At 64.4% G+C, this 23,770-nt stretch carries 18 protein-coding genes; 3 read left to right on the top strand and 15 right to left on the bottom strand.

Annotated features, from left to right (window positions below):
• Positions 1 to 89: 89 nt before the first annotated feature.
• Genes VF662_RS00185 through VF662_RS00170 form a run of 4 tightly spaced genes read right to left on the bottom strand, consistent with a single transcriptional unit; the run spans position 90 to position 5,217 of the window.
• Positions 90 to 1,787, bottom strand: coding sequence for a hypothetical protein (locus VF662_RS00185; protein ID WP_464136270.1), 1,698 nt, complete (start codon positions 1,785 to 1,787; stop codon positions 90 to 92).
• A 3-nt stretch (positions 1,788 to 1,790) separates the two neighbouring features.
• A complete protein-coding gene (locus tag VF662_RS00180) occupies positions 1,791 to 3,152 on the bottom strand; it encodes an NAD(P)/FAD-dependent oxidoreductase (protein ID WP_464136267.1) in 1,362 nt (453 codons plus the stop codon).
• Between the two features lie 15 nt (positions 3,153 to 3,167).
• Positions 3,168 to 4,196 (bottom strand): lysylphosphatidylglycerol synthase transmembrane domain-containing protein, encoded by a 1,029-nt coding sequence (locus tag VF662_RS00175; protein WP_464136265.1) that lies wholly within the window; start codon positions 4,194 to 4,196, stop codon positions 3,168 to 3,170.
• 1 nt (position 4,197) lies between these two features.
• Entirely contained in the window at positions 4,198 to 5,217 is a 1,020-nt protein-coding gene (locus VF662_RS00170; RefSeq protein ID WP_464136262.1) for a glycosyltransferase family 2 protein, read from the bottom strand.
• A gap of 248 nt (positions 5,218 to 5,465) precedes the next feature.
• On the opposite strand from VF662_RS00170, the gene VF662_RS00165 reads away from it, so the two are divergent.
• Positions 5,466 to 7,190: a hypothetical protein gene (locus tag VF662_RS00165; RefSeq protein WP_464136260.1), complete on the top strand. Its 1,725-nt coding sequence runs from the start codon at positions 5,466 to 5,468 to the stop codon at positions 7,188 to 7,190.
• On the opposite strand, the gene asnB is transcribed toward VF662_RS00165, so the two are convergent.
• Entirely contained in the window at positions 7,191 to 9,185 is a 1,995-nt protein-coding gene (gene asnB / locus VF662_RS00160; RefSeq protein WP_464136258.1) for an asparagine synthase (glutamine-hydrolyzing), read from the bottom strand.
• Positions 9,186 to 9,320: 135 nt separating this feature from the next.
• Between asnB and VF662_RS00155 the strand changes: the two genes are divergently transcribed.
• Positions 9,321 to 10,145, top strand: coding sequence for a class I SAM-dependent methyltransferase (locus VF662_RS00155; protein ID WP_464136256.1), 825 nt, complete (start codon positions 9,321 to 9,323; stop codon positions 10,143 to 10,145).
• A 27-nt stretch (positions 10,146 to 10,172) separates the two neighbouring features.
• Here the strand turns inward: VF662_RS00155 and VF662_RS00150 are convergent, their stop codons facing one another.
• The 6 genes from VF662_RS00150 to VF662_RS00125 all read right to left on the bottom strand — a co-directional run bounded on the left by VF662_RS00150 (position 10,173) and on the right by VF662_RS00125 (position 16,910).
• Positions 10,173 to 11,243 carry a glycosyltransferase gene (locus VF662_RS00150; RefSeq protein ID WP_464136255.1) on the bottom strand — a complete coding sequence of 357 codons (1,071 nt, stop codon included), beginning with the start codon at positions 11,241 to 11,243 and terminating at the stop codon, positions 10,173 to 10,175.
• Between the two features lie 35 nt (positions 11,244 to 11,278).
• Positions 11,279 to 12,259 (bottom strand): class I SAM-dependent methyltransferase, encoded by a 981-nt coding sequence (locus tag VF662_RS00145; RefSeq protein WP_464136253.1) that lies wholly within the window; start codon positions 12,257 to 12,259, stop codon positions 11,279 to 11,281.
• 41 nt (positions 12,260 to 12,300) lie between these two features.
• Positions 12,301 to 13,407, bottom strand: a complete 1,107-nt coding sequence (gene glf, locus VF662_RS00140; RefSeq protein WP_464136252.1) for a UDP-galactopyranose mutase — start codon at positions 13,405 to 13,407, stop codon at positions 12,301 to 12,303.
• Positions 13,408 to 13,423: 16 nt separating this feature from the next.
• The gene (locus VF662_RS00135) at positions 13,424 to 14,326 is read right to left on the bottom strand and encodes a glycosyltransferase (RefSeq protein WP_464136250.1); all 903 of its coding nucleotides are present in this window, start codon (positions 14,324 to 14,326) and stop codon (positions 13,424 to 13,426) included.
• A gap of 8 nt (positions 14,327 to 14,334) precedes the next feature.
• The gene (locus VF662_RS00130; protein WP_464136248.1) at positions 14,335 to 15,564 is read right to left on the bottom strand and encodes a glycosyltransferase; all 1,230 of its coding nucleotides are present in this window, start codon (positions 15,562 to 15,564) and stop codon (positions 14,335 to 14,337) included.
• A gap of 113 nt (positions 15,565 to 15,677) precedes the next feature.
• Positions 15,678 to 16,910, bottom strand: coding sequence for an EpsG family protein (locus VF662_RS00125; protein WP_464136246.1), 1,233 nt, complete (start codon positions 16,908 to 16,910; stop codon positions 15,678 to 15,680).
• Here VF662_RS00125 and VF662_RS00120 point away from each other — a divergent pair.
• On the top strand, positions 16,888 to 18,021 hold the full coding sequence (locus VF662_RS00120) for a glycosyltransferase family 4 protein (protein WP_464136243.1): 1,134 nt from the start codon (positions 16,888 to 16,890) through the stop codon (positions 18,019 to 18,021). The genes VF662_RS00125 and VF662_RS00120 overlap by 23 nt on opposite strands.
• A gap of 9 nt (positions 18,022 to 18,030) precedes the next feature.
• Here VF662_RS00120 and VF662_RS00115 read toward each other — a convergent pair whose 3' ends face one another.
• Genes VF662_RS00115 through VF662_RS00100 form a run of 4 tightly spaced genes read right to left on the bottom strand, consistent with a single transcriptional unit; the run spans position 18,031 to position 23,651 of the window.
• Positions 18,031 to 19,401: an O-antigen ligase family protein gene (locus tag VF662_RS00115; RefSeq protein ID WP_464136241.1), complete on the bottom strand. Its 1,371-nt coding sequence runs from the start codon at positions 19,399 to 19,401 to the stop codon at positions 18,031 to 18,033.
• A gap of 4 nt (positions 19,402 to 19,405) precedes the next feature.
• Positions 19,406 to 20,665, bottom strand: a complete 1,260-nt coding sequence (locus VF662_RS00110) for a hypothetical protein (protein ID WP_464136239.1) — start codon at positions 20,663 to 20,665, stop codon at positions 19,406 to 19,408.
• Entirely contained in the window at positions 20,628 to 22,859 is a 2,232-nt protein-coding gene (locus VF662_RS00105) for a GumC family protein (RefSeq protein WP_464136237.1), read from the bottom strand. The genes VF662_RS00110 and VF662_RS00105 overlap by 38 nt, the downstream gene beginning before the upstream one ends.
• Positions 22,860 to 22,892: 33 nt before the next feature.
• Positions 22,893 to 23,651: a polysaccharide biosynthesis/export family protein gene (locus VF662_RS00100; RefSeq protein WP_464136235.1), complete on the bottom strand. Its 759-nt coding sequence runs from the start codon at positions 23,649 to 23,651 to the stop codon at positions 22,893 to 22,895.
• Positions 23,652 to 23,770: the final 119 nt, after the last annotated feature.

Raw genomic sequence — 23,770 nt, 5'->3', positions numbered from 1 at the left:
GCTTGCGCAGCGAGCGTGACTCGCCGCCGCTGCGACGGCGAGATCCGGACGATAAGCGCATCAGGACACGGTTCCGGGCAGCGGCGACATCACAGGCGCCGTTTGCGATAGGCACGCCAATAGTCCGAAGTGGCGACCGGCTCGAACGCCAAGGAGAGGTAGGGGCCGTAGACGCGCTGCATCGCCTCCACGGTGGGCAGATCCGTCGCGACCTTCGGGATCAGCACGACGTCGACGTCGGCGAACATACGCTGCGGGGGACGGTAGGAAGTCTCGGTGAAGGTTCGGTTCACGTGGTTCCACGCATCGACGCCGCGGGGAGATTCCCTCCCGAGCAGTCCGCTGAACGGATTTCCCATGTCGAAAACGAAGATCTTGCCCTCCAGCCGCGGCTCGCGCCGAAGCAGATCCATCCCGTCCTTCAGAGTGATGAGGAACTCAGGTTGAGAGAAGCCCTGCCGATATTTCGTGTTCTTGATCTTGTTGTAGATGTCGAGGTCGGCGCGCTCCGCCCGGTAGACGCGGCGCTGCCCTTGCGGCCCTATCTTCAGCGGGTCGATCATGCCTTCGGCAGTGATGAAGTCGCCGATCTGCTGCTCGTAAGGACCGCCGGTCGGCCGTGCCGATTTGATGGAGAAATAGCCGAGCGTGACGGCCGATACCGTCGCCGGCGGAAGGACTAGCGCCGCGAGCAGCAGCGAGCCCGTAAGCCGCGGCCAAAGAGGGGCTGTCGTCGCCTCGTTGCGGCCGGGGGCGAGGATGGCCACCAAAGCCGCGGGGATCAGCGTCAGCAATCCGGGGCCTTGCGCGTTCTGGTTCGCAAGCAGCAGGCCCGCGCCCGCCATGTACAGGCAAAGCAGCAGCGTCTGCCAGCGGACTGAGCGGTAAACCGCAAGGCCCATCACGAACAGGAAGAGAATGCACGCCATGAAGTTCTGCAAAGCGAGCCGCGACAGCGTGAACAAGGTTCCGCGCAGCGCTCCGCTTGCCTCCGCCGCGGCCGCAATGTCGCGAAGGTAATTTCCGGTGCCTCCCCAGGCGAGCTCGACGAGGCCGATTCCGAGCGCTGTGAGAGCGAGGGAAGCCGGAGCCATGAAGCGCTGCGACGGCAGCAGAAAGAAGAGCGGCACCATGAGCGCCGCTCCGAACATGAAATAACTCACCTTCAGATAGAACATGAGCATGAGCAGCAGTGCGGCCGCCGCCGCATCGATCCACCGGCTGCCCCTCCCCTCCCGGCGCGGAAGGATCATCAGGAACAGCAGCCCGAGCAGCGCATATCCCCACCGGTTGTAGAACATGGCGAAGGAGGTGGAATCAACTTCGTCGCCAATGTTGACCGGGCCAGCCGCGAGCAGGACCGTGTAGATGCCGAAGCCGATCGCGAAGCCCACCGGCAGCCTGGAACGGCAGACGTAGAGGAGGATCGGGGTCAACAGCAGCAGGAACGCCGCGGTCGCCCAAGGCATGAAACCGCCCAGGCCCCCGACGCGGAGGCCGAAGGCGGGAAGGACATAGGCAAGCGGCCCAAGCGGCGAGTGGAAGTCCCGGTTCGGAACCTGCCCGGCCAGCAAGCGATGCGCATTATCGAAGAAGATGAAGACGTCGTTGGTATATTTCCCGCTGTACGTCGCTCCGGGAAGAACGAGCAGGAGCACCGAGAGCAGCACTCCTGCAAGGATCACGGCCGGCACCAGCAGTTGCTCGCGCTCTTCGGCAAGTCGGAAGAGGGAGGCGAACCGCTCCCAAATTCCACCCGACATTTCGGGCATCGGCGAAGCTGCCATGTCCTAAAGCCCCGCCGGCGCCGCGGACGGAGCCGGAAAGCGCTTGCCGATATCGGCCGCCACGCGCCGGCCTTCGCGGATCGCGTAGTTCGTGCCGCGGTCCTCGGGGTAGATCTGCGCCATGGACGTGATCAGCACATTCTCGATCGGCGACTGCTCGGCAGGAATCAGCTTCGAATAACCCGGCTCCGCGATCTGCTGCGAGAAGCGGGCGCGCCAGACGTGGTGGGCGGTCACCCACTCTCGTTTGAAATCGGGGAACATGCGCTGGAGGTGCGGCACCGCGAAGTCGAGCACCTCCTCGTCCTCCATCCGGTAGAGCGCATCGCTCTCCGGAAGATATTTCGAGAGGAACACGATGTGCCGCCCGCCATAGGATTCCGGCGGCTCGAAATTCGTGTGCTCGATCACGCCCACGAACGGGAAGCTGGGATCGTTGACGTTGAGCCAATAGGTCTCGGAAAGGCTTCGATCCATCTCCAGCACCAGGCAGATGTTGGCGAGGTAATCGATGCGGCGGAGGCTTGCGACATAATCGGGGCTGGTGTGCGGCTCCATGACGTCAGCGATCAGCGGCAGCGCTTGGGTCAGAAGCACGGAGGAAGCCTCGATGCGCTCGCCGTTGCTGAACACGGCCGTCGCGCGGCCGTCCTTCACTTCGAGGCCGCTGACGCCCGCATTGACGCGGACGTCCACACCCATCTCCTCGAGCTTGCGCTTCAGCGCCTCTGCGAGCTCCGAGAAGCCGCCCTTGTAGTAAGCGAGCACCTCCCGCCCGTCGGAGGCGCGGCTGCCGCCGCGGAGCGCAAGCTTCTTCCAGAACCAGACCGCGCCCACCTTGTCTGCGTACGGCCCGAACTTGCCGACCAGCAAAGGCTCCCAGACGACCCGGAACACCTCGGGACCGGCAAGCTTGATCAGCCACTCCCGCGCCGTCATGTGCTCGATCGCCTTCCAGTCCTTGATCCGCCGCGCCTTGAGCGCGAGCAGGCCGAGGCGGACGCGGTTGACGAAGCTCAGGGCCTTGAACTTCAGGAGGTCGAGCGGCGTCGACAGCCGGAAGATGGTGTTGGCATAATACATGCCGGTCCGCGTCGGGCGGAACACGACCTCGTCATATTTGCCGATGTCCTTGATCAGGTCCATCACGTGCACATCGTTGGTGAACCAGTGATGGTAGAAGCGCTCGAGCGTATAGGGACCGACCATGAAGCCGCTCGCGAGGCCGCCGACCATCGCCTCCTTTTCGAGCACCACGACCTTGTTGCCGGCTCGGGCAAGCTCGTAAGCCGCGGAAAGGCCGGTGAAGCCGCCGCCGACGATCACGACGGGCGCCGTTTCGGCGATTCGAGTGGGTGCGTTCATTTCAAGGTCGTCTTTCTACTCTGCCGCGCGCGCGGCAGCGGCTGCGCCCCTGGTCCCGAAGCCCGACAGTGCGAGCAACAGGAAACCGCAGGCGGTGGTGGAGAGCCACAGGAGGGCATGGATCAGGATCGCGTAGGCCGCGGCGCCAACCGCTCCCGCGCCGAAGGCGGAGACCGCCTTGGCCGTGAAGAAGTGGAAGGTGCCGACATAGCCCGGAGAGCTCGGAATGATCGTCGATAGGGTACCGATGCTGACCGCGAGCAGGGCGGCGGGAACGGTCGGCGCGACGCCGAGCGCCAGCCCCACCATCAGATAGGCACCGCCTTCGGCAAGCCAGGCAAGTACGCTGAGGGCCACGACCCGCGCCAGGAACAGCGGACGGGAGAGCGTTGCCACCGCATCCGACAGCCGCAGGAGCGCCTCGCCCGCGGGCCTCAGCTTCGGGAGCCGGTCCTCGGCCCAGCGCACCACCAGCCGGATCAGCTGGGGCGCAGCGACGAACATGACGATCGCAGCGGCAACCGCCAGAGCGGCCAGCCTCGCGCCGGAGAGCAGTGCCTCGTCGAGCGCGCTGATTTGCCAGAAGGAGACCGTCGCGAAGAGGAACGCCATCAGCACGAACAGGTCCAGCAGCCGCTCGAGCAGCAGGCTGCCGAGCTGGCCGGCGGCCGGAACGCCGGTGAAGCGCTGGAACGCCACCACGCGGATGACATCGCCCGCCCGCAGCGGAAGCACGTTGTTGAAGGCGACCCCGCCGAGGAACGGTGCGGCCGTGTCCGACAGGCCGACCCGGGCGCCGAGGCTGCGGAGCATGATCGTCCAGCGATAGATTTTGAGCAGGTAGGCAAGGGCGATGCAGCCCAGCGACGCCGCGATCCACTGCGGCCTGGCGTCGGCCAAAGCATCCAGCACCTTCCCGAACGGAACCGTCGCAAAGGTGGCGTAGAGGAACAAGAGGCTGAGCAGCAGCCCGAGCCCAAGCTTGACGCCGCGGCCAAGGCGGCTCCCTCGCGGAGCCGCGGCTTCAGGGCTGCCCGCGCTCACTTCAGGCGCCTTGCCTCACCGGAGCGGCGAGATCGTCGAGCGGAAGGGCGGCACCCGGCTGGATTCGCGGCGCCTGCCCCTGTTCGAAGCCCAGTTCCTCCATCACCAGGAAGAGCGGCCGGTTCTTCGCCTCGCTGTAGATGCGGCCGATGTATTCGCCCATCACGCCGAGGAAGATGAACTGGAGGCCGCCGATCAGCAGCACGGTGATGAAGATCAGCGTCCAGCCGGGCACCCAGATGTCGGTGAAGAGCCGCTGGATGATGGCATAGAGGATGCCGATCACCGACAGCGCCGAAAAAGCGAGGCCAACCGTCGTGACGATCTTCAGCGGCACCGCCGAGAAGGAGACGATGCCGTCGATCGCAAGCACCAGCATCTTGCGAAGCGGATATTTGGAGGTGCCGGCGAAGCGCTCGGCCCGGCTGTAGGGCACGGCCACCTGCCGGAACCCGACCCAGCTCGTCATCGCCCGAAGCAGCCGGTGCTTCTCCCGCATTCGCCCGAGCGCGTCCACCACCGACCGGTCCATCAGCCGGAAATCGCCGGTATCGAGCGGGATCGGCACCTCGGACAGGCGATTGATGAACCGATAGAACATCTTTGCCGTCCAGAGCTTGAACTTGGTCTCTCCCGGCCGGTCGACGCGCTGGCCGTAGACGACGTGATAGCCCTCGCGCCATTTCACCACCATGTCGGCGATCACCTCGGGCGGGTCCTGGAGATCGGCATCGATCAGCACCACCGCCTCGCCCCGCGCATATTCGACGCCTGCGGTGACCGCGATCTGGTGCCCGAAATTGCGCGAGAGGCGGATCACCCGCACCTTCGGGCTCCCCGCCTGGATACTGTGGAGCAGCTCGGCCGTCCGGTCCTTGCTCCCGTCGTCGACGTAGATGATCTCGAAATCGGGCGTGATCTCCCCGAGCGCCCGCGCCAGCCGCTCGTTGGTGTGCTCAATCACCTCTTCTTCGTTGAAGCAGGGGACGATGACAGACAATATCGGAGGAACTGACGACACTCTCTTCATCCTGGCGGGGGCGTTTGGGCTGGTCCGTGCCTAATCGGCGCTCCTGCGGAGCACAAGCTCGGCAGACGCAATCGGCAAGCTGCTGAAACGGCTGACGAACCCCGATAATGGCGACGGCACATACACGTTCGCCGCCGCACATCCAAGCGCGCGTCCTCCGCTGGACTTCGAAGCCGCTTTGCTGTTGAGGACGCCTGATCGAGCGGACAGACCATCGGTCACATGCGGGAGGGCATTTTTTGAAGGTTTCTAGCGACGAGCGGGGCGGGGGTGCACCCCTCGCGAAGCTGGCGAGATCCTGGCAGCCGCTATCGCTCACCAAGCGGCATCTAATCGTCGCCGCCACGCTGGCGGCGGCCGCTTCCATCTTCCTGCTTCTCCTGATCGTGCCGGGCAAATCCGTTCAGGCGCAGATCGCCTCGGATCTATGGCTCTTCCTCGACAGCGGCTACCGCCTGCTGCAGGGCCAGGTGCCGAACCGCGACTTCGGCACGCCGCTCGGACCGCTTACCTATGTTCTGCTCGCAGCGGGCCTCGGGCTGAGCGGGTCCATCGGCGGCATGGTTCCCGTCGCGACAGGTCTGTTCGTAATCGCCCTGTTGCCGCTGACCATCTATTCCAGCCAGACGCGCCTGCCGCTCGGCATCGCCTTGCTGTTCGGGATCTACATCCTGATCCTGGCGATCGCGCCCTTCTTCATCGGAGACGTTGCGCCGAAGCCGACGCATGCGATGTTCTACAATCGCTTCGGCTGGGCAACCTTGAGCCTCCTGTTCCTGTTCCTGCTCCCGCGCCGGGGCGGCTTCGGCAACAGCGGGATCGACGCGGTCGTGATGGCCGCCTGCGTCGCTCTGCTCTTCTATCTCAAGATAACGTTTGCGGCGGTCGCCGCGGCATTCCTGGTCGGGTTGATCTGGTTCCCGCATTCGCGGCGATCCGCGATCGGCGCCCTTCTCCTGACGGCGGCTACGCTGCTGCTGGTCGAACTCTTCTGGGGGGGAACGGCGAACTATCTGAGCGATATACGCTCCGCTGCACGCGCCACCGGAGCGGTTCGCGACGGCTCGGTCGGGCTCGCAGCGAGCATCATCAACAACATCCATGGCAGCTACCTGTTCGCCGCGGTGCTGCTGATCGCCTGGCTGCGGGGCGCACGATGGGACTATCTGTTCATCTGCTTCTGCATGGGCGCTGCCGGGATCGTGCTCGACCGTCATAATTCCCAGGGGCCGGGGATCCTCACCTACGTTCCTGGCGCACTTGCCGCCCTGCTCGCTCCCCGGCGGGGTGGAGCGGCCGCAGCTTTCCCGCACATGGGCACGGCCGGAGCGCTCCTTGCGGGCGCGCTGTTCATCCCAATGGCCGCCTCCGCGCTCGGCAATCTCCTGTTCCACGCATGGAAGGCGACGCACATGTCCACGCCCCAATATGCGGGGACGATCGTCGACGGCATGATCGTCATGGAGCCCGCCACTTCGACACAGACGCTGGCGAAGGCTCAGGGCCTCCGGGCGGCGAAACGGGATTGCGGCCCCATCGAGCCGGGCCTGCTGATCAACCCGGACCGGCCGCCGGTCGAGACCGGGCACGACATGGTCGTCCCGGTCGTCGAGGATGCAGTCCGCTTGCTCGCGGCCAATCCGGCGCTCGGCGGTACGGTCATGGGCTTCGACACAGCCGAACCCTTTAACGCGATCCTGCACCGCCCGCCGCCCAGGACCGGCGTGTCCTTCGTGGATGCCGACATCACCATCAGCGAGACCGTGCACCCCAAAGCGGAGGACCTTTACGGCGACGTCGACGTGCTGCTGGTGCCGAAGATGCCTTGGAAATTCGGTACTTTTCGCCTTTTGGAGCAGCTTTACGGGGATTATGTCCGGCAGCATTTCGTGCTTGCCGACCGTTCGAGCTGCTGGGACGCGTATCGCCGCAAGGTGCCCCGCGCGGTGCGGACGGCGAAGTAGTCAGCCGGCCCGCTGCTCCCGGCGCCAGGCCTGGAACATGAGGATCGACCAGATGGCGTGGGTCGAATCGCTCTGGCCGCTGAGGTGCTGCTGCCAGCGGCGGTGGACGATCGCGGGATCGAAGAAGCCCTCCTCCTTCAGCCGCCGCTGATCGAGCAGCTCCTCCGCCCAGCCGCGCAGCGGCCCGCGGATCCACTCGCCCACCGGGATCCCAAAGCCCGCCTTCGGCCGTTCGAACAGCTGCCGCGGCGCCTCCCGGTAGAGCAATTGGCGGAGGATGTGCTTCCCGCTGCCGCCGCGGATCTTCATCTGGATCGGGATCCGCGCCGCCACCGCCGCCACCCGGTGGTCGAGGAACGGCACGCGCGTTTCGAGGCTCACCGACATCGCCGCACGATCGACTTTGCACAGGATGTCGTCCGGCAGATAGGAGACGGCGTCGCAATACATCATCCGCACCGCGTCCGGCGCGTCGCCGCCCGCGTCCATGTCGAACCCGCAGGCGGGGGGAATGCCCGCATCGCCGATCACCGGCGAGGGCGAGGCGGACCATTCGTCTAGGAAGGTGCTGAAGACGGTATCGACCGTCGAGGCGCGGCCCATGGTGCGGAACGCCTTTTGCACCTTTGTGCCGAAGTGCGGCGGCCGGCGCCGCGACGGAAGCGCGGCCGAAAGCGTGTTCCAGGCACCGGCCGGTAGAGCGCCCATGCTTCGGCCGATGCCGCTGCGCAGGGGCTTGGGCAGCTTCTTCATATGCTTCCAGAGCCGGGCGGTGCCGAAATAGCGGTTGTAGCCGCCGAACAATTCGTCGCCGCCGTCTCCGGAGAGCGCCACCGTCACCTGCTCGCGCGCGAACTTGCTGACGAGGTGGGTCGGGATCTGCGAGGAATCGGCGAACGGCTCGTCGTACATGGACGGGAGCAGCGGGATCACGTCCTGCGTCTCGCGCACCGTCACGTAGCGCTCGTTATGCTCGGCCCCGAAATGCTCGGCGACCTTTTTTGCATATTCCGCCTCGTTGAAGGCCGCTTCCTCGAAGCCGATCGAGAAGGTGCGGACCTTCGCGGTCGAATATTTGTGGTAGAGGTCGACGACGGTCGAGGAATCGATGCCGCCGGACAGGAAGGCGCCGACCGGCACGTCCGCCACCGACTGCCCCTGGATCGCGGTCGCGAGGGCCTGTTCGAGCTGGTAGAGCGCTTCCTCCTCGTCGGCGATCGGATCGCCGAGCCCGGCGCCCACCACGTCGCGATACGACCAGTAGCGGCGGAGCGAGATGCCGCCGCCCGATGTGCCTTCCTCAGGCGGCCCGGACGGACGCCGACGAACGCCTTCGGGCGTGATGGTCAGGATGCTTCCCGGCAGCAGCTTGTAGATATGCTCGTAGATTGAGAGCGGCGCCGGAATATAGGAGCGGGACGCGAACAGCTTCAGCGCCCGCCGGTCGACCTGGTTGTCGAAGCCGTCGAGCCCCTGGATCGTCTTCAGCTCCGATCCGAACACGAAGCGGCCGGCGACCCATCCGTAGTAAAGCGGTTTCTCCCCGAACCGGTCGCGGACCAGCTTCAGCTCGCGCTCGCGCCGATCCCAGAGGGCGAAGGCGAACATCCCGACGCATTTCTCCAGCGTCGCTTCGAGGCCCCAGGTGGCGATGCCCTCGATCAGCGTCTCGGTGTCGCTATGCCCGCGCCAGGGGATGCCGTTGCTGGAGGGGCCGTAGCCTTCGCCGTCAAGCTCGGCGCGGAGCTCGGCATGATTGTAGATCTCGCCATTGTAGACGATCACGTAGCGGCCGTTGTTGGAGACCATCGGCTGGTGCCCGAGCGGCGAGAGGTCGACGATCGACAAGCGCCGGTGGCCGAGCCCGACGCCCGCCTCGGCATCGATCCAGGCGCCCTGATCGTCGGGGCCGCGATGGGCGATCGGGTCCGTCATCCGCTGGACGACCGCCGGATCCATCGACCCGGCGGAGAGAATGCCTGCTATTCCGCACATGAGGCCGCTTTAGCGGGTGATGGGAGAACTGGCCATCTCTAGATAGAGAAACAGGGGGAGGCCGGAGGGTAAGCCCAGTCATTGCTGAGCCGAGGCGCTGATGCTAGCGGCTCCCGAGGCCGAGTGGAGCATAGAGTGGCGAATATAGACGAATCGACCGTGCGGGATTTCGGTCGTGAGTGGCAGTCCTTCAATCAGACGACCTTGCCATCAGAGGAGCTGGAGACGCGCTTCTGGCAGTATTTCGGCCTGTTCCCCTTCCAGGAACTCTCGCAAGGGGAGGGCTTCGACCTCGGATGCGGGTCCGGCCGCTGGTCCGCCCTCGTCGCTCCGCGCGTGGGAAAACTTCATTGCGTGGATCCAGCGGGCGACGCTCTCAACGTAGCGCGCAGGGCGCTGAAGGATCATCCGAATGTCGACTTCCACGAAGCCGACGCACACAATATCCCGCTACCCGACGAAAGCCAGGATTTCGGCTACTCGCTCGGCGTGCTGCACCACATTCCGGACCCGGAAGCGGCTATGGCGAAGTGCGTGCAGAAGCTGAAGCCGGGCGCGCCTTTCCTCGTCTACCTTTACTATAATTTCGAAAATCGGCCCGGTTGGTTCAAGGCGGCGTGGAAGGCGAGCGACATCGCCCGCCAGGCGCTAAGTCGTGCCCCGTTCGGCCTCAAGAAGCTCGTGACGTCAGGCATAGCCGCGACTGTTTATTACCCGCTCGCCCGTGCCGCTCTGCTGCTGGAGCGAGCCGGGAAAAACGTAAATTCCATTCCGTTGAGCCCATATCGGGAGTGGAGCTTCTACTCGATGAGGACCGACGCACTCGACCGGTTCGGCACGCGTCTCGAACACCGTTTCTCCCGAGCTGACATTCGGGCGATGATGGAACGCTGCGGCCTGTCGAATATTCAGTTCAGCGATGAGGTGCCTTACTGGGTCGCTATAGGCCGCAAGAGCTGACGTGGTTCGCCCTGGTTCGCCACTGAACTAGGGAGAGGGCGGCCCCAACATCAGCTCCAGATAGCGGTCGGAGGTGGTTTGTCCGGATATGGCTTCGGCGCGTGCTCGGAGCGCCTCGCGGTCGAGCTCGCGTCCGAATGCGTGCTCCAAGGCCGTCGCCAAGGCCGCTTCATCCCCTACGGGCACGAGCGTGCCGTAACGGCCGCCGGCGAGGATTTCGCGCGGGCCGCTTTCGCAATCGGTGCTCACGATCGGAAGCCCCGAGCGCAGCGCCTCGATCAGCACCAGCGGATAGCCCTCATAGTCGGAGGAAAGCGCAAACAGGTGCGCCGATGCATAATAGGGCCAGGGGTCGGTCGCGAACCCCGGAAGCAACACCTGATCGGCCACGCCCAGCTCAGCCACCAAGCTCTCAAGCGGGTTGCGCAGCTCCCCTTGCCCCAGGATCATGAGCTTCGCCGGCGCGCCCTTGAAGACGCGGGCAAAGCTTCGGACCAGGAGCGCATGGTTCTTCTGCGCCTTAAGCGCACCCACTGTCAGGATGCGCCTTTCAGCCTCGCCCCAAAGCGCTTCGATGTGGGGAGTCGGCGGCAGTGCCGCAGGAGGCCTGCCGACCGGGTTGTACACCACCTCCAGGCTGGCGCGGTCCAACCCGGAGAGGCGCGCCAGGTCATCGGCGGCGTCGTTAGCGACGAGGATACGGGCGTCCGCGAGGGGATAGAAGAGGCGCGTGGACCAGGCCAGCAAGCGATAGGCGCGCGGCCGAGAGGGCGGCACGTGCTTGGAGAGCGCCGCATGGTCGCTGGTGACGAGGCGCGCCTGCGACCGCGCCAGTCGGTGTGCGACGATGCCTAGCACCGTCAGCGGCCACATCGATATCTGCATCGCATGGGGCCGACGCCGCCGGAAATAGCGGATCAGCGGCAGAAGGCCGTTTCGAACGCGGGGGGCCTTGAGATCGAAGACTTGCACTTCGGCCGGAAGCAGGCTCAGCAGCTCGCCCTTCTCCTCCAGCAGCACCAGATCGACTTCCTGTCCCGCCTTCAGAAAGTCCTCGATCAGCCGCAGCGCCACTCGTTCTGCGCCGCCGCCGCGCATATCCGGCAGGAAGAAGGCAAGGCGTTTCGGAGAAGTCACTGCGGGTTCTTGGTGCCGCGCACCACTGCTGACGTGAAGCCGTCGTCCAGCGTCATGATGTCCGCATAGGTGACGGTGGCGCCGGCGCGCTCGAACATCCTGGCGACCGCCTTCACCCGCTGCGGATTATCATATTCCGGCGAATATTGATCGAAGGTATCGAGCACGACCCATTCGCGCAGCTCCTTCTCGCTCAGACCCCGCGGCAATGTGCCTCGGATGTCACAGACCGGCAGGAAGCGGGTCAGGACATGCAGCCCCACCTTGTCGAGGAAAAGGCTGGCCGCGATCAGCCTGTCGGCATTCTTTTCGATGAGACGGAGCAGCCGGTCGTGCGGCATGCGCCGGGTGATCGGGCGAAGCAGATATTTGGCGTGGATCTTCGTCCACCAGCCCTTGATCGGATAGAAATCGACGACGATCTCGCCGCCGGGTTTCGCCTTCCGGATCAAGGCCCGGACGGAGGCTTCAAAATCAGGCGTGTGTTGGAGCACGCCCATGCAGAAGACCTTGTCGAACGAACTAGCCGGGAAGGGCATTTCGTAGACGCTTGCCTGAAATAGATGAAAGCGGTCGCCGCTGATCTCGCCATTGTTTGCCAGGTTGGCTTCAACGGCGGTCGAATAGTCGATGGACCAGAGGTTCGCTTTCGTCCGCTGGAGCACCACCCTGCTGAAACGGCCAGCCCCGGAGCCGACCTCCAGCACATCCTGTCCCGCCATCTCCTCAGGGGTCCAACCCGTCGCCTGGAAGAAGCGCCGCTCGCTGAGCTTTAATCCGTGCTCGGGCCGGTCCATCTGCGTCGCCCGGAAGGCGTTCCACTGCTTGCCGAAATTCTCCGTATAATTGATGGGCTCGCAGACGCGCGGAATGCCGTTCACGACCGGATAGCCGCCGCCCTTCTCGTCGCGCAGCCATCCGTCGCCGGAAGGCTTGAGCTCGAGGCCTGAGGAAGGGTTGATGATGGCGATCGGCATGATGTGCTCATTTGGCCTGGGTAGCAGCGCTTCGGAAGCCTTCACGCGGCCAGCGGCAGGCGCTCCTGGATCCGGTCGAACGTCGCCAGCGCCTGTCCGACGATCTGGTCCATATTGTAATAACGATAGGTCGCGAGGCGGCCGACGAACCAGACCTCGTCCTGCGCGTCCGCCAGCGCCTCGTACTTCTTGAACAGCTCGGCATTTTCCGGGCGCGGGATCGGATAATAGGGGTCGCCCTCCGCGGACGGATATTCGTAGGTGACGGCCGTCTTCGGATGCTCCTGCCCGGTGAGGTGCTTATATTCCGTCACCCGGGTGTAATCCTCGGTCTGCGGGTAATTGACCACCGCCACCGGCTGCAGCCACTCCTGGTCCAGCGTCTCGTGCCGGAATTTCAGCGAGCGATAGGGAAGCTTGCCGAAGCGGAAGCCGAAATAGTCGTCGATCGGCCCGGTGAAGATCAGGCGCCGGTGCGGAACCGCGTCCTTCACGTCCGCATATTCGGTGCCGGTCCTTATCTCGATATTGGGGTGATCGAGCATCCGTTCGAACATCCGCGTATATCCGTCCTTCGGCATCGCCTGGAACGTGTCGCCGAAATAGCGGTCGTCGCGGTTGGTGCGGGTGGGCACGCGCGCCGTCACCGACTTGTCGAGCTCGCTCGGATCGAGCCCCCATTGCTTGCGGGTATAGCCGCGGAAGAACTTCTCGTAGAGCTCCCGGCCGACGGCGGAGATCACCACGTCCTCGCTGGTCCTCACTTCCTCGACCGGCTCCGCCCGCTGGGCGAACCACTCGACCAGCTCCTCGGAGGTGAGGTCGAGTCCGTAGAGCGTGTTCACCGTGTCGAGGTTGATCGGGATCGGCACCAGCTTCCCGTCCACCTTCGCAAGCACCCGGTGCTCGTACGGCCGCCACTCCGTGAACTGGGAGAGATGCTGGAAGATGCGCTCGCTGTTCGTGTGGAAGATGTGCGGGCCGTATTTGTGGATCAGGATCCCCGCCTCGTCCGGATGATCGTAGGCATTGCCCCCGATATGGTCGCGACGGTCGATCAGCAGCACGCGCTCGCCCCGCTGGCTGGCGAGGCGCTCCGCGAGGGTGGAGCCGGCATAGCCGGCGCCGACGATAAGCCAGTCGTACATGGGTGTTTATCTGCCTTCAGGCGTTGAAGTCGTTTCCGATCCGGCCCTGGAGCCCACGGCTGATCGCCCGTCGAAGGGCTGCATTCCGGCGGCCGAACAAATAGGAGGCCACTTCGGCGAAGCCGTTTCGCAGTGCGACGCGGCCGAGGCCGGCCCCAACCGCCAGAACGTTACGGAGCGATGCTCGATTATAGTAGAGGCGATTGACGATGATCGTATTCTTTATGAAGAAATAGGTCTTGATGTCGCTGAACGGCCGGCCCGCTACATCAGGATGGAAATGGTGCGCCTCGACATGAGAGAGGACTTCACCCCATTGGCGAAGCCGCATCATGTAATCGAGCTCGTCTCCGGCGATGAAGTAGCCGGTCTCGACATTGCCGATCGCGCGGATCGCCTCGACCGAGACGAGAACGCCGTTGAACAAGTGCGCGAACGGATAGAGCCCTCCGGACGAACGGCGCCGAAGCGCCGCCAACGAACCGATTTTGCGTGGCCATGCAAAGATCGCCGGAAACCCCTCCCCGTCGAGCACCGGCAGCGGGAAGACGAGATTGCCCGGATCGTTCTCGCGCAGCACGACCGAGGACACGCAGGCAACACCCTGGCCCAGAGCGTCCGCAAGATGCCCAAGTGCGTCACTGCCCGGGAAACCGTCATCATCCATCAGCCATACGGCATCATAGCCTTGCTCGACCGTATAGGCGATCGCACGATTGAAGCCGCCGGCCCCACCGAGATTAGGCTGGGTGATGAAATCGACGCCCTTCCGCCGAAGCATGGCCTCCGTGTCGTCGGTGCTGCTATTGTTGATGACGATGAGACCGTCCGGCTTCCTGGTCTGCGCGAGCACATGGTCGACGCAGCGCTCGAGCAGCTTCGACCTGTTATAGGTCACGATAGCGGCGAGGATCCTCATGCCCTTGCTCAGGCAGCCTTCGAATAAGCTGGGGTGTCGAGCTTTTCGTAGATGGAGGCGTAGCGCCGCACTCCTTCCTCAAGCGTGAATTGGACGCTGTTCGGCCTGATATCGTCGCGGCGGGCCGGATCGAGGGAGAGAACGCGCTCAAGCGCGTTGGTAAGCGTCGCCTGATCGAAAGCATCGACGATCACGGATCCGTTTCGCTCATAATCCACGATCGAATCCATGTCGCCGACGCCGGCATTGGCGATGACGGGCACGTTCATCGCGAACAGCTCTGCAAGCTTTGTGGGCGAGCACCCCGCCTTGGACTCAGTCGCGCGGATGAAGACTACCGACAGATCCGCGAGCGCCAGATATTCCGGCACCTGCGCCCGATCGACGGTGGTGAATCGGATGGAGTCCATCGGCACTCCCGCGGCGGCTGCTTCGCGCTCGACGAGGTCCAGCCCGTAATTGGAGACGAACAGGAACTTGGAGTCGGGCCGAAGCGCGAGCAAAGCCTTGAACAGCTGCATCATCTCGGGAAGCAGATAATCGTGCGCGATGCTGCCCAGGTAGAGCAGGACCTTCCCCTCGCCCAGGCCCAGCTCGCGGCGGTGCCGCTCGACGCTGCTTTCGTCCACATGTCTCCGGTCGAAATGCTGGAAATCGGCGCAGCAGGGAATGACGGTATAGTTTTCAGGAGCGCCGCCAACGGCCTGAGGATACCAGCGCCTCAAAATCTGGGCCGCCCGCTCCGTCAGCGTCACGATATGATCGCCGGAGTTGATATAGTCCGGTTCCCGCTTCTTGAGGTGGCGGTAGACGAACTTGAAGGGCTTCTTCTCGATGCCGACGTCAGCCCAGAAATCGCGGAAATCGACCAGAAGCTTCGCTCCGAACCTCTTCTTCAGCCGAACGGCGAGTTCGAGTGGAAGATAGGCGCGGCAGTGGATGACGTCTTGGCCTTCGGCGGCCATCACCGCGGCCGCCTTCTGGTACATGCGCCAGAGCATCACGGCAGAGGAGACGAGGGGTGGCTTGTTGGCGTAGGGTACGGTGGTCCACTTCACGCCCGCTTCATCGAACAGCCGCTGGTATTTTGCGTCAAGGACGCGGCGCCCCGGCTTCTCGGCGCTGATCACGTGGATCTTGTGGCCCATCCGGGCAAGGCCGAGGATGTAGGGCGCGATCTGCGCCTGGCCGATGTGGTCGGTGATCCCGTCCTGCGTCAGGTAAAGCACGTTCGCCATGGCAAGTTCGAAATCGTTTCCGCAGGATAGCAATATTTCGCCGGACCGGCGAACGCCAGCGGCACTGCTATGAAGCCGGTCGAAAGTCAAATCCAGACCGCCGACACGCGCTCTCAGCTCAGGAGCGGGTAGAATCGATATGGCAGCCACGCGTCGGCGTGCTGGGCCTGCGTCAACCAAACGAACTGGACGAGGGCCGAATAGGCTACGACGGCGACCACCAGCAGCGGATCCGGCTTGCCATTGCGGGGAAATGCATAAGGCAAGCGGGAGAAGACGAACACCTGCAGCGGGATCAGATACAGCGCCAGGCGGTCGGCGATGGTGCTGGAGGCGACGAGGAAGAGCAGGGCGAGGGTGAAGTAGGCGCCGATGGAAAAGTTTCGCCACAGCACCCGCTGGGCGGGGGTGATATCGAAACGCTTCATGAAAAGAAGGAAGATGGTCGCGGGGATGATGTTCATCAGCACCCGGACGGCCGCACCCTGAGCATCATATTGCTGGTTCACATAAGAGGCGGTGAAGCCAGCCATGCCGCGCTCCACGAAAACGTAGAAGATCATGATGCCGAGGACGGCCATCAGCGCCGCGTGCATCACCTTGCCGCGCGCGGAGCCGAGCGCCACCAGCGGGATCGCTGCGATCGCGCTCTTGTGAAAGGCTGCGGCGATGATGGCGTAGACCGCAAATCGGAAGATTGAATGCCGCTCGAGCTGAGCCAGGCCAATGAGGATGAACCCAATCGCGGCTGCCTGGCGCGTATAGCCCATCCCCACCACGATCACGAGGTAAGGTACCGCAACGACGAACCCGAGCCATGGATTGGGCTGGCGGGCGCAGAAAACGGTGAGGCCCCAGGTGAAGATTGCCGCACAGACGAGGTTTACGAACCAGACCTCCACCCCGAGCATGTGAGCGATCTTGTTCAGCATTGCATATGCGGGATCAGCGAAGGTGACGACGCGCCCCAGGTTCGCATATTCAAGAAGGTTGAAAATGCGGAGATAATTGATCCAGTCGCCGCCCACCTGATAGCGGAAGCCGATGAATATCGTTGTGAACAAGGCCACGGCCAGCAACAGCGGCGGAATGGACCGGTTGTCCGCCTTGCGCGTCGTCATCGCTCCGGCAGCGCACATGGAGAAAAGGAGCCAGTACGGAAACACGAATCCTCCAGGCGGCTCGCCGCCGAACTGCTCTGCCCGCTCCCCCGGGAGCGACGACAAGGTTTGATGATCAGAATATGACGTGGCACAGCGCCCGTCCAGCGTGCCGCAGCCCCCGCGCGCGACCGCCTTCAACATCTCCCTGCAAAGATTGCACATGAAAAGCAAGACGATCGCCATCGCAATCAACTCCTCCTGGAACATCTACAATTTCAGGAGCGGCCTCGTGCGGGCGCTGGTCGCCGCCGGGTTCGATGTCGTCGCGATCGCGCCGGAGGATCCGCATTCGGCACGGCTGACCGAGCTCGGCTGCCGCTTCGTGCCCGTCCGGATGAGCGCCAGAGGCACGTCTCCGCTCGAAGATGCCAAGCTCCTGCTCGATTACCGCCGGATATTGCGAAAGGAGCGGCCGTCGGCCTTCCTCGGCTATACGATCAAACCGAACGTCTACGGATCGCTTGCCGCGCATTCGTTGAAGATCCCTGTGATCAACAACATCGCCGGGCTCGGAATCTCATTCCTGAAGCACGGGCTGTTCCAGCGCTTCGTTCGGATGCTTTACCGCGCGGCCCTTCGGCGCTCCCGAACCGTCTTCTTCCAGAACCCGGACGATTGCAGCCTCTTCCTGGAGGCTGGGCTGGTCCGCGAGCGGCAGACGCAGCTCCTGCCCGGCTCCGGAGTGGATCTTGCGCGCTTCCGGCCTGTGGAGAAGACGCGAAAGGCGGAAGATCCCTTCGTGTTCCTGCTCGTGTCCCGGCTGCTGAAAAGCAAGGGAATCGCCGAATTTGCCGCGGCAGCCGCCCTCGTCCGCGCCCGCCATCCGCACGCGCAGTTCCGCATTGCCGGCATTCTGGAGCCGGGCCACCGGGACTCGGTCAGCGAGGAGGAGATGCGGCGCTGGGAGGCGGCGGGTGCGATCACCTATCTCGGAGCTCTCGACGATGTTCGTCCAGCGCTCGGCGAGGCCGATGCGATGGTGCTGCCCACCTTCTATCCAGAGGGCACTCCCCGATCGCTGCTTGAGGCGGCGGCGATGGGAAAGCCGCTGATCACGACGGACGTGCCGGGCTGCCGCGACGTGCTGGATGAGGGTGTGAACGGGTTCCTCTGCGAGCCAAAGAGCATTCAGTCGCTTGCCGATGCAATGCTGCGGATGATCGAACTCAGCGAGGAGCAGCTTCGCTCCATGGGCGCAGCCTCGCGGCGCAAGGCGGAGACGCGCTTCGACGAGCAGATCGTCATCACCCGCTATCTGGATGCGGTACGGGACGCTCTGGATAGCGCTTCATAGAATAAGCGCTCAGGCCGAGAGGTGGCGTGGGCCGTCATCCTCGTTCTGCTTCCGCCTCGAGCGCTCCCGCGCGCGCGGCTCCGCCATCAATGCGCAGCAGACCGCGAAGAGGGCGCCGATCGCCACGGTTCGAAGCGGATAGTCGACGACGCTGTGGACGAGGATGGCCGCCGAAGCGATCGTCGCTGCCCGCGCATAATAATCCGGCTCGTCGCCGCGCCAGATGTCCACTGCACGCCGCGCCCACCACAGCAGGAAGAGGAGGATCAGAAGCACGCCCGGAGCCCCCGTCTCAAGCGCCACCTCCAGATAGTCGCCGTGTACGTGGTTCATATAATAGAGGTCCACATTGGTGGGGTCCTCGTACATCTGGAAGATGCGGGCGAACGTTCCGAGGCCGGAGCCGACGGGGAACTGATCGGCCGCCGCCTCGCTGCTCAAGGAGAAGGAATAAAAGCGCGAATCCGATGCGCCACGCCCCTCGCCCGTCAGATTGTTGCTTGAGAAAGGCACGTTGTAGATGAGAACCGCCGCACCGGCCAGCATCAGTGCGACGCCCGCCCAGGCCCATCGCGGCAGCTTCCGCTTCCGCGACCAGATCATGAGGAAGCTGGCAAAGGCGGTCGGGATTGCAAGCCCGATGCCCGCGAGCGACCCGTTGATGATCACGCCGACCAGGATCACCGCCAGCGCGCCCGCCAGGATCACGAACATGCCGGATGAGCGGCGCGAGGACTTGCCGCGGCCTCGCCCCCCCAGATAGAGGCTCGCGAGGAACGGGATGGCCGCGACGAGCAGCGTAGCCATGTGGTTCGCGTTGGCGAAGAAGCCCGTGGTCGATCCCCGATTGGTATTGCTGTAGAAATACCAGGGGGAGTCATTGCCTCCTACGATCTGAAGCGCTCCGATCATGACCGATACGGTGGCGACGAGCGCCACCACCCATGCCATCCAGGCCGTCCGGAACGCGCCCACGCGGATGATACCGAGCAGCGCCGCCACCGCAGGCAGCAGCCAGAGCCCGGAAGCCAGCGTGGCGTAGGGCGCAAGCGAGATGGGGCGCCAGGGAAGCGGCAGTCCGAGCAGGCGGTACCCTTCGACGACCGGTTCACGGCCGGGAAGACTGGTCCAGACGCTGGGCGGCAGCGGGATCAGCTGCGCCACGATCAAGAGGAGAAGCAGGAAGAGCCCCACCACAAGCTGCCGCGCCGCGGGCGGCATCGGCGTCCCCCGCCGCACGATCACCGCCCAGGCGATCAGTGGAAGCGCAAGCAGCTGCAGCACCATGTTCGCCCAATATCCCGCAGCGCTCGCGCCGCCGAGGATCAGGCACAGGAAGAGGTAGGCGGGGACGATCGAAAGCCTGAGATAGTGGGTCACAGGATCATCCCGCCGCTGAAACTTGAATGGCGCTGATCGTCGCGGCCTGTCCCTTGGGGAATTCGCCGGCCGTGCCGATCAGCCGAAGCCATTGAGCCGAGCACCCGCTGGACGGAACGGTGAAATTCACGCTCATCGCGCGCGGGGCGTAGGTCAGCTTCCGAAGCACGAGATCGGCAAGCCGCGCCTTCGACGGCTGGCATTCGACTATCCAGCTGAGCTTGCTCCCCTCGCCTTCGGCATCCCCCTCCGCGCGGATCGAGAGCCGGTGGGCGCCGGGAGGAAGCATCAGCAGCTGGTTGGCGAGCTCGGCATTGTCCCGCCCGTAATAATCGACTTGAAGGGTTCGCGACGGCGTCCGCTCCGCAATCCCGGCGGGCGATGCGGGAAACGTCCAGCTGAAGGGGCCGCTGCCCGGCAAACCCTGGAAGCCGCCGTCATAGACTCCGACCTTCTTCGCGGGAGCCTTTGGAGCATAGAAGTTCCGCCACAGCTCATAGGCGCGCTGGATCTGTCCCTGGTCAGCCATCGAAACAACGAGCCGGCCCTGCCACGGCTGCGGCCCGGACGCGCCCCCCGCGGCCGGGACGTTGCGGGCGATGCGCAAGATCAGGTCGGGATCCGCATTGTTGTCGGCGAGGTGCGCGAGCAGGCGGTCCCGGAAGGCCGGGTTCTTCTTCAGCGCCTGCTCGAGCGGGCCCCTCGTCTCCGGGCTTTGAGCCAGACGGGCAAGCTCGCCGATCAGCAATCCTCCGGCCTCAGGCGCCACTCCGGACAAGGCGGTGATTTCCCCGGTGGCTTCGGTGATCCTGTTTCGCCTGAGATAAGTGTCGAGGAGCAGCAGCCGCGTGAGGTCCGTCCGGGGATCACGCAGCCGGGCCGCGATCAACAGCCGCTCGGCTCGGGGGCGGTCATTCTTCGTAAGCGCGTCAACGGCCGCGAGGAGGAACGGCTCCTCCGCAAGCGGCGCTTCGATGGAGGCGCGACGTGCGCGCTCCTTGCTGCGATCGGTGACCCGGCCGCCGCGGGTCATGAACTCGGTCATTGCGATGCCGAAAGCGACCCGCGGATCATCCGGCACTATCCTGGCGGCGACATAGGGGCTGTCGGCGGCAAGCGCGCTGGCGGCCGAGGTCTTCACCACCAGCCAGCCGAGCAGCGCCACCCCCGCCGCGGCGAGGACAAGCAGCAGCCACCAGCCCCCCCCACGGGAGGCACTCCCCCTCTTAGGCGTCTTCACGAGTGGTGATGAGCTGGATTTCACGCTCGCGGCTGCTGACGCCGCCATAACGGTAGGGCTCGTAGCTGTAGCCGTAGCCGTAGCCGCCGCCCTGGTGCCGGTACTTGGTGAGAACGGCGCCGAGCACATGGCTGCCGGCCGCCTTCAGGCGGTTGATCGCGTCCACGGCAGCCCTGGTCCGGGTCTTGCCGCTCTCGATCACCATCAGCGTGCCTTCGCACGCGGCGCCGAGCAAAGGCGCGTCCGCAAGGCCGAGCACCGGCGGCCCGTCCACGATCACCATGTCGAACTCGCTTACCGCCTCTGCAATGAGCGCCCTCAGCCTCGATGACGCAAGCAGCTCGGCCGGATTCGGCGGCAGCTGGCCGCAGGGCACGAGCGACAGATTGTCGTGGTTGGTCTTGAGCACGTGCTTGCGCAGTGCGTCGGTGTTGGTGAGCAGCGTCGACAGGCCAGTGCCTTCCTCCGCAGCCGTCACGAAGGCGGGCTTACGAAGATCGCCGTCGATCAGCAGCACCGAATTGCCGAGCCGGGCGAAGTTTTGAGCGAGTGCCAGCGTGGTGCTCGACTTGCCCTCCGCGGCGCGCGTGCTGGTGACCAGCAGGCTCTTGGGCGCTCCGTGCTCCGTGGAGAATTGGAGCGACGTCCGGAGCGAATAATAAGCTTCGGACACGGCGGACGTCTGGTCCTCCAGCTCCTCCGCAAGCGAACCCTGGCCCTTCTTCTTCGGGATGACGCCCAGCGAGGCAAGGCGGAGCTTGTCGCGCACGTCGTCCGGGTTCTTGACGGTGTCGTTGATGAACTCGAGCGCAAGCGCCGAGGCGACGCCGAGAATGAGGCCGAGCCCCAGACCCGCAAGCAGGTTCAGGATCAGGTTCGGCTTGTACGGGCCACCAGGCACGTCGGCGCGGTCGACGACGGAGACCAGGTTGGTGCCGATGCCGCCGGCGATGCCGATCTTCTTGTAGCGCTCCAGCAGCCCTTCATACATCGTGCGGTTCGCATCCACATCGCGCTGCAGGATGTTGTATTCGATGGAACGGTTACGAAGATTCAGCACCGCGCCCTTGAGCTGGTTGACCTTGCCCTGGATCGACTTCTCCTCGGCAAGCGCGGCCTGATATTCCGCCTGAAGAGCCCCGATGCGAGCACCGCCGACGGTGCCCGCCTCCCTGCGGATCCCCTGCTGAATGGCCTCGATCCTTGACCGAAGCTTCACCATGTCCGGATAATCGGGTTTGAAGGAGGTGAGCTTCTCCTCATACTCGGCCTGGAGGCCCGCTAGCTGCTGGCGCATCTGGAGAGTGCCGGTGGAGCCCTCGGCTGAGCCGAGGGCGCGGCCCTGGCGGAACTTCTGCTCGGCGGCGATACGGCGCGTCTGCGCCGCCGCAAGCTCCGAATTCAAGGCGACCAGCGAAGCGCCCTGAAGGGAATTGGTATCGCTTCCGCCGCCCTTTTCCTGGCCGCCCGAAGCGGTGTTGATGATGCCCTGGCGCTGTGCGTAGGCGACCAGCTGCCGCTCCGAGCGCTCCAACTCGACCTTAACCTTGCCGATCTGCCGCTGGAGGAAGTCGCGCGCATAGGAGGACGATTCGTAACGCCGCTCCAGGTTCGAGTTGATGAAATTATCGGCAAAACTGTTCGTCACTCGAGCCGCAAGAACGGGCGACGGCGAGGAATAGCTGATCTGGACAAGCCGGCTTTCGGGCACCGGCTGAACCAGGAAGTTGCTGACCAGTACGTTTGCGGCGGCCTTCTGCCGGGCGGCACGGTCACCTTGCTGAGCGACCACATCGCCGTTGGAGGCAAGGTTCAGCTCCTGCGCCACGCGCTCAGCGAGATTCCTGCTCTTCAAGAGGCCGTATTGGGTGGATAGGAAGGTATATTCGTCGCCGGCGCCGCGGAAGCGCGATTCCGATTCATCCTCCATCACCTCCACCTGCGGCGGATTGAGCTCCAGGGTCGCTGTTGCCCGATAGAGAGGGGTCGTCAGGAGCGTGACGATGATCGCGCCCGCCACCGCAGTGACCACCATGCCGAGGATGAGCCAGCGCCATTCCGAGACCACGCGCCAGATGGTCGCGAGGTTGAGATCCAGGCCGAGACCGGAGCCATAGGATTGCTGCCCCCATGCGGCCGGCAGCGCTCCCGAGTTGTCGGGAACTGCCACGGGCCACACAGGCGTACCCCCGACCGGCTGGATGTCGTTCTTGGTCATGTGTCGGACGAGCTTTCTAGTTCTTGACGCCGGTTAGCGCGTAATCAGGCCGTAAGGATTGAACATGCCGATGATCGGGAGCGCGGACAGGATCTCGCGCTGGGTCTGCTTGATCCTTGAGCCATCGACGATGATGATGTCGCCGCTGTAGATCTTCGGATCTTCGGCTTCGCCGCGGCGAATGCTGGTAAGATCGAATGCCGCCGCCATGCGCTGGCCGCCGATCGTCCTGAACACCGCAACGCGGCGGGGGTTCGCCTCTTCGTTGGTTCCTTTGGCAAGCGCGATCGCCTGGACAAGGCTCACCGGCCTCTCGATCGGATACATGCCGGGATACTTAACCGCCCCGTCAAGGGTGACGTTGCGGGTGGTCGAGGACTTCACGCCGACGCTCACCTGCGGCGACTGGAGATACTTCTCGCCGAGCCTGCTGGCCAGTTCCGCCTGCAGCGTCCCTGGCGTCTTGTCGATCGCCTTGACGGTGCCGAGCAGCGGCAGCGCAACGTTGCCGGTGAGGTCGACCTCGAACTCGCCGGAAAGGTCTGGAACCTGGAAGACCGCGATCTTCAGCGTATCGAGCGGCGCGATGCGGTAATCTTCCTCGAGCGCTGCGGCCGACGGACGATCCGGAACACCGAAATTCTGCACTTCATAAGGGATGGAGCCGCCGCGTGTGTTCGCGCAGCCGGCCAGTGCCGCGAGCGCCACGAGAGCGAGCACGAACAACGCCGCACGTACCAAATCAAAGCCCGCACGCGCCGAGGGCGCACCTTGGGGATGGAAACTGGTCATCATAAGCTCCGAATAATGCGTGGGGTCTGGCCTCTTGACCGGCCGCGCCGCCCCATTGCGCAATGCCCCTTACCCCGTCCTGAACAAGAATGCGAGCAGTAGCTGAAAACGAGTGCGGT

It is taken from the genome of Allosphingosinicella sp., from assembly GCF_036387215.1.
Taxonomy (GTDB): Bacteria; Pseudomonadota; Alphaproteobacteria; order Sphingomonadales; family Sphingomonadaceae; genus Allosphingosinicella.
Note: the sequence above shows the minus strand (reverse complement) of the source record. Positions and strands in the feature narration are given on the sequence as shown.